The organism is Halobellus sp., assembly GCF_042218505.1.
In the GTDB taxonomy this organism is placed as follows: domain Archaea; phylum Halobacteriota; class Halobacteria; order Halobacteriales; family Haloferacaceae; genus Haloquadratum.
Genome location: NZ_JBDGQZ010000057.1, coordinates 1 through 4,914 on the forward strand (window position 1 = coordinate 1; position 4,914 = coordinate 4,914).

Here is a 4,914-nt window from a genome sequence, read left to right on the forward strand (position 1 = left end):
GTACTTGAGCACGACGGTGTCGACGCCCGACGGAATCTCCATCAGCTTCAGCGTGGGGTAGTTCCCGCCGCACTCGATCGTCTCGAACGACAGGGCCGCCTTCTCAAACGATCCGTCGCCGCAGAAGGCGACGAAACTGATCGACGTGCCGCACTCGGACTCGCAGTCGGGGCAGGCCGGCAGGCCGAGGTCGAACTGCTCGGGATCGCCCAGATGGCGCTCCTGGATCGCGCGGAACTCGAACTCGAAGCTGAATTCGTCGCCGACCCCGTCTTCGAGCGGTTCGAGCAACAGCCACGTGAACGTCACCATCCACGTCTCCGTACCGCCCGCAAGCGCCTGCGTCGAGAGCAACCCGCCGCGTCCGTACACCTCGCGGAACGCGTCGAGCGTTCCGCTGAACAGCGTCGTCGTGCCGGCTCCGGGGCGCGTCGGTTCGAGTTCCGCCTCGATCTTCGATTCGACATCGTCGCAGGTCGAGCACGGGGACACGAGCCAGACGAACGCCGGGTTCGTGTCGACCGAGAGCTCGAACGTCGCGGTCTGCTCCTCGTGGAGCACGAGCTTCCCGGTGGAAGTGCCGTCCGTCCACGACGGCGGTCGGAGAACGGACACGTCGAGGTCGAGCGTGCCCGCGCTCAGTCGGGTCTGGACCCGTTCGGTGTCGGTGAGCAGGGCGGCCACGCCGCTGCCAGAAGCGGCTGCCGCGCCCGTCGCCGCGGCCGCGTAGAGGATCGAGCGCCGCGAGAGGCCGCTCGGTCCGTCGCGCGAGCCGGCCGGGTCACTCATCGTCGCCTCCCGCGGGGCTGAGGGACTCGGCCGACTCGCGGTCGGCCGCTGGGGTGGCGTCGGCCGTCTCGGTGGGGTCCACCTGCCAGATCAGGTCCTCGTCGGGGGCTTCGCCGCCGTCGGCGGCCGATGTGGGTGACGAGATCGGATCGTCCACGTCGTCGGCGTCCCTCTCTCCGGTGGCGTCGTCCGTCGTGCGATCATCGGCGTCGCCCTGCTCGAGCGCTGCATCGGGTGCGTTGTCGTCCGGGTTGTCGTCCGTTCTGTCGTCCGCGTCCGATCGGCTCCCGGAGTGCAGCCCGATTACGAACAGGAGCCCGATCGCCGTTGCGATCGCCATCGTGATCGCCCACGAAGTGCGGAGCTCGTAGGCGACGTAGGCGCTGTAGGGGAGGTAGACGCCGAAGATGAGGATGATGATCTGGAGGCTCGATCGCGTCAGCGTGAGCGACGCGCCGCCGGAATCGGCGTCGTCGCCGTCGGCCGTCGATTCCGCTCCCTGTGCGTCGCTGTCGGCTGACTGACCCTCGCCGGCGACAGCGCCGGCGACGACGGTCCCGACCCGATCGCTGTCGCCGAGTTCGGGGCCGCCCGCTTCTGCCGCACTCGTCACTCCCGGCGCGTCGACGGCGCTAATCGACCCCACGAGGGACCGAATCTCGGTCCCGACGAACAGGACCAGCGGGATCACCACGACCGCGGCGAAGCCGACGGGCGTGTTCACGAACGCGATGGCGTGGCCAAGCAGCGGGATCGTCACGAAGGCCGTTCCGATCACACGGTCGTGTGTGACGAGGCCGCTGTCGGGGTCTTCGTTGGCGTCACCCTTGGTCAGATACGCGGGGCCGTCGCCCGTCTCGACGACTTCGATCACCCGGTGGGTCGTCGGGGTCGCGCTGTCAGTCCGGTAGGTGATGATGTCGCCCGCCACGACCGAGTCGACGGCGGTGTCGCGGACGACGACCACGTCGCCGGGGCTCATCGCGGGCTCCATACTCCCCGAGAGGACCACGAAGCTCTGGTCGGCGCCGACGACCTGCGGGACTCCGTAGACCACGAACGGGGCCACCATCGCGATCAGTACGAAGACACCGAGCACGTTCGCCGCCCGCCGGAGAGTGGACCGGTCGGTCAGCGACATTCGAGCACCCCCACCGTCCCCGTACCGTGGCGGCCGACCGCGACCCGTGGAGACGTGCCTGGGGCCGATCGAACCGTCGCGTACTGACTGTCTGTCACGTCTCTCAGGAGGCCGGTAACGGGCTTAGTTATCGATACGTTAGCCCCTTGGTGCCTGCGGGTATGACCGTCGTGAAGGTTCGTATCGACAGCGTTTCCAGAACGATTGTCGGGGGTTCGGTGGCGTAACGACACGTTAATCCGCGAGTGTCGAACGGTCGGTCCCGAGTTCATTCCTCCGAACACCTCCGGGGAACGAACCCGACGGTGAACCGGGCGCTGTCGCCCTGGACGATGTTGCCCGCATCCCGGGGAATCTCCCACCGGAACGAGACGTAGACCGCATCGCCGACCGCGAGGCACGTCTCGCCGTCGCGCGAGAGGACGTAACCGTCGTCGAAGGTCGGATTCGCGTCCACCGCCGCCAGCGTGCCCGCCGCGATCGACCCGCTCGTCTTCGCCAGCCTCTTCCTGGCGCTCATCGCGGCGTCGACGCTCTATCAGCTCTGGACGCGACGCTGGCTCTACCTATCGCGCTTCGAGTGAATCGGGGGATAACTCCACCTCTTCGTATCGTGATTCGAACGTTTCAGGCGTTCTAGCGGGTGATATTCGGACTGAAAGCTTATCACTGACGGGTGGGGAAGTGCAGGTAGGCTATCGGAGAGCGTTCACTGCGACCGGCTCAATCGCCGGCGACCAGATCGACAGATGAGAGGTCCGCGCAGTTCCTGGCCCTGTGCGGGGTTCGTCGCGCACGACGTGCGTAACCGCGAGGAGGCCATAGAGGCCTCCGCCGACGTCGACCGCCGGCAGTTCGCCCACCTGGACGCGGGCGAGGTACGCGAGGCGGCGGTGGCCTACGTCGACGCCCTCTGGGAGAGGGACGCCGTCGAGGACGCGTGTCGGGTCCGGGGAGAGATCGACCCGGACCGCGTCGCGGCGGCGGACTGGTCAGCCGTCGAGTCCGCCTTCGCTCGGCGGGCGGAGGCCGCCGGCATCGACCCGCGAGACGCGCCGGCGAGCACGCGCGGGTGGCTCGAACACACGGCCGGCGGCGACTACTGGACCCCGCTGCAGCGAGCGCAACTGTACGAACTCAGGGCGGCGCTCCGGGACCCGACATACCCGGAGAAACCCCGCTCGGGCCAGTCGGGCTACGGGCCGGAGCCCGTCCGGTACTTCCTCGGCGTCGAACTCCACGACACCCGGCAGTGGGACGAAGCGCGACGCGCGATGCGGCCGTACTTCGCATTCGTGCTCGACGAACGGCCGGACTGACTCACCGAAGGGGAACGACGGACGGGCGCTCGAAAAGGAACGAATTACGACTGTTGGGATTCCATCCGGAGGCCGCCCGGAGGGAGTCGCGCCTCGAACAGCCGAGTCCCGCAGTCGTCACAGGTCGCCGCGACCACGTCGACCGACCGGCAGCAGGACTCGACCGTCCCCTCGTCGAGCGAGACCACCCCGCCGCAGTCCGGGCAGTGATCTAGCCAGATCCGGAGTGCCCCGAGGAGTTCCAGCCGCGTTCGGTACGGAACCTCCGCCCAGTTTCCGACGCGGATGCGGAGTTCCGCGTCGGCGGCGAGATCCGCCAGGAAGGCGGTCTCGGACTCCCACTGGCCGAGGTGCCCCGCGTCGACCAGCGCGACGAAGGCGTTCGGACGGGCGTCGATCCGGATCGGTCCCTCGACGTCGAGGCCGTCGAAGAGCGGAGCGATCGTCGCCGTCTCGGCCGTCTCGAGCGATTCGAGCCGGTCGTTCCACGCCTCTCTGAACCCCTGCGAGAGGCAGAGGTCCTCGTCGCCGCGGCAGCGTTCGAGCGCGCCGGCCTCCACGAGGAACCGCTCGACGTCGACGGCGTCGGTGGAGTCCGAGTCGAACGCCGGCAGTGTGGAGTCGTGATCGAACAGCCGGAGCACCGTGTCGGGCACGTACCGTTTCGTCAGCGCCGGCGTCCCGGGAACGAGGTACCCGCGGAAGTAGATCGCCGCGAGCCCGACGGCGGCGAAGACGCCCGCCGTCGGGGGACTCACCGCGGCGAGGCCGACAGTCACCGCTGCGGCGATTACTATGTTGACCACCGTACACGGGAGACACCGATTCTGGCCGGTGTACTCCGGTCGCCTCCAGTTGAATCGACGAGGGTTCGCGGTTTTCATCGGACGTCCTTCCCCCCCGTGAGGGTTAGCTAATCACCGATTAGAACTTGCTTCTCGGCTTCCGTGTGGTGAAATCCTCGGCCGAAAATCACAGCCGGTTGTTATTAACAGGGACACTTATACTGTCAAAGGATCGTGTAATAACGTGACTCCCCCTGGCCTCGAGGTGGAACAGTTCTCCGAGGCCCCCGAACCTGAGGAGCCGGGGAACCTCACGGAGGAGGTACTCTTCGAGATACTGGCGAACCCACGCCGGCGGACCGTCCTCCGCGAACTGTCCAGGAACGAAACGTACGAGATCGGCGAACTGGCCGAGTGCGTCGCCGCCGCCGAGAACGGCACGGCGGCCGGAGGCGTCACGCGCGAGGACCGCAAGTCGGCGTACACGGCACTGCAACAGTTGCACCTACCTAAGCTCCACAGTGCCGGTCTCGTCGTGTACGACAAAGACCGGGGGACGGTCGAGCCGACGCTGATGAAAGAGGAGATCAACATCTACCTCGACGTCGTCCGTGGCAACGATATCCCCTGGCACGAGTACTACTTCGCGCTCGGGGTGGTGAGCCTCCTTCTGGTCGTCGTCGCCGCGTTCGACATCTTCCCGTTCGGACTCTTCTCCGACATCGGCTGGGCGACGCTCATCGTCCTGAGCTTTCTAATTTCGGCGATGCTTCACTACCGCTCGCACGCGGGAACGGGAATCGGGATCGGTCAGAAACCCGAGCAGTGACCGTCTCCCAAGTTTTACCTCATATCGAGTAAATTACTTCGTATGGGAATC

6 protein-coding genes are annotated in these 4,914 nt (G+C 66.8%); 2 read left to right on the forward strand and 4 right to left on the reverse strand.

The annotated features are described in order from the left end of the window. The 3 genes from ABEI27_RS14330 to ABEI27_RS14340 form a co-directional block, all read right to left on the reverse strand. A partial coding sequence (locus tag ABEI27_RS14330) for a hypothetical protein (RefSeq protein ID WP_375800087.1) occupies positions 1-789 on the reverse strand: 789 nt, incomplete at its 3' end. Continuing rightward, positions 782-1,930 (reverse strand): signal peptidase I, encoded by a 1,149-nt coding sequence (locus tag ABEI27_RS14335; protein WP_375800088.1) that lies wholly within the window; start codon positions 1,928-1,930, stop codon positions 782-784. The genes ABEI27_RS14330 and ABEI27_RS14335, both read right to left, overlap by 8 nt. A gap of 268 nt (positions 1,931-2,198) precedes the next feature. After that, entirely contained in the window at positions 2,199-2,450 is a 252-nt protein-coding gene (locus ABEI27_RS14340; protein ID WP_375800089.1) for a hypothetical protein, read from the reverse strand. Between the two features lie 229 nt (positions 2,451-2,679). Between ABEI27_RS14340 and ABEI27_RS14345 the strand changes: the two genes are divergently transcribed. Further along, complete coding sequence (locus tag ABEI27_RS14345; RefSeq protein WP_375800090.1) at positions 2,680-3,249, forward strand: hypothetical protein; 570 nt, start codon at positions 2,680-2,682, stop codon at positions 3,247-3,249. A 44-nt stretch (positions 3,250-3,293) separates the two neighbouring features. On the opposite strand, the gene ABEI27_RS14350 is transcribed toward ABEI27_RS14345, so the two are convergent. Further along, positions 3,294-4,055, reverse strand: a complete 762-nt coding sequence (locus tag ABEI27_RS14350) for a hypothetical protein (protein WP_375800091.1) — start codon at positions 4,053-4,055, stop codon at positions 3,294-3,296. Between the two features lie 223 nt (positions 4,056-4,278). On the opposite strand from ABEI27_RS14350, the gene ABEI27_RS14355 reads away from it, so the two are divergent. Next, on the forward strand, positions 4,279-4,863 hold the full coding sequence (locus ABEI27_RS14355) for a hypothetical protein (protein ID WP_375800092.1): 585 nt from the start codon (positions 4,279-4,281) through the stop codon (positions 4,861-4,863). The last annotated feature ends 51 nt before the right edge of the window (positions 4,864-4,914 follow it).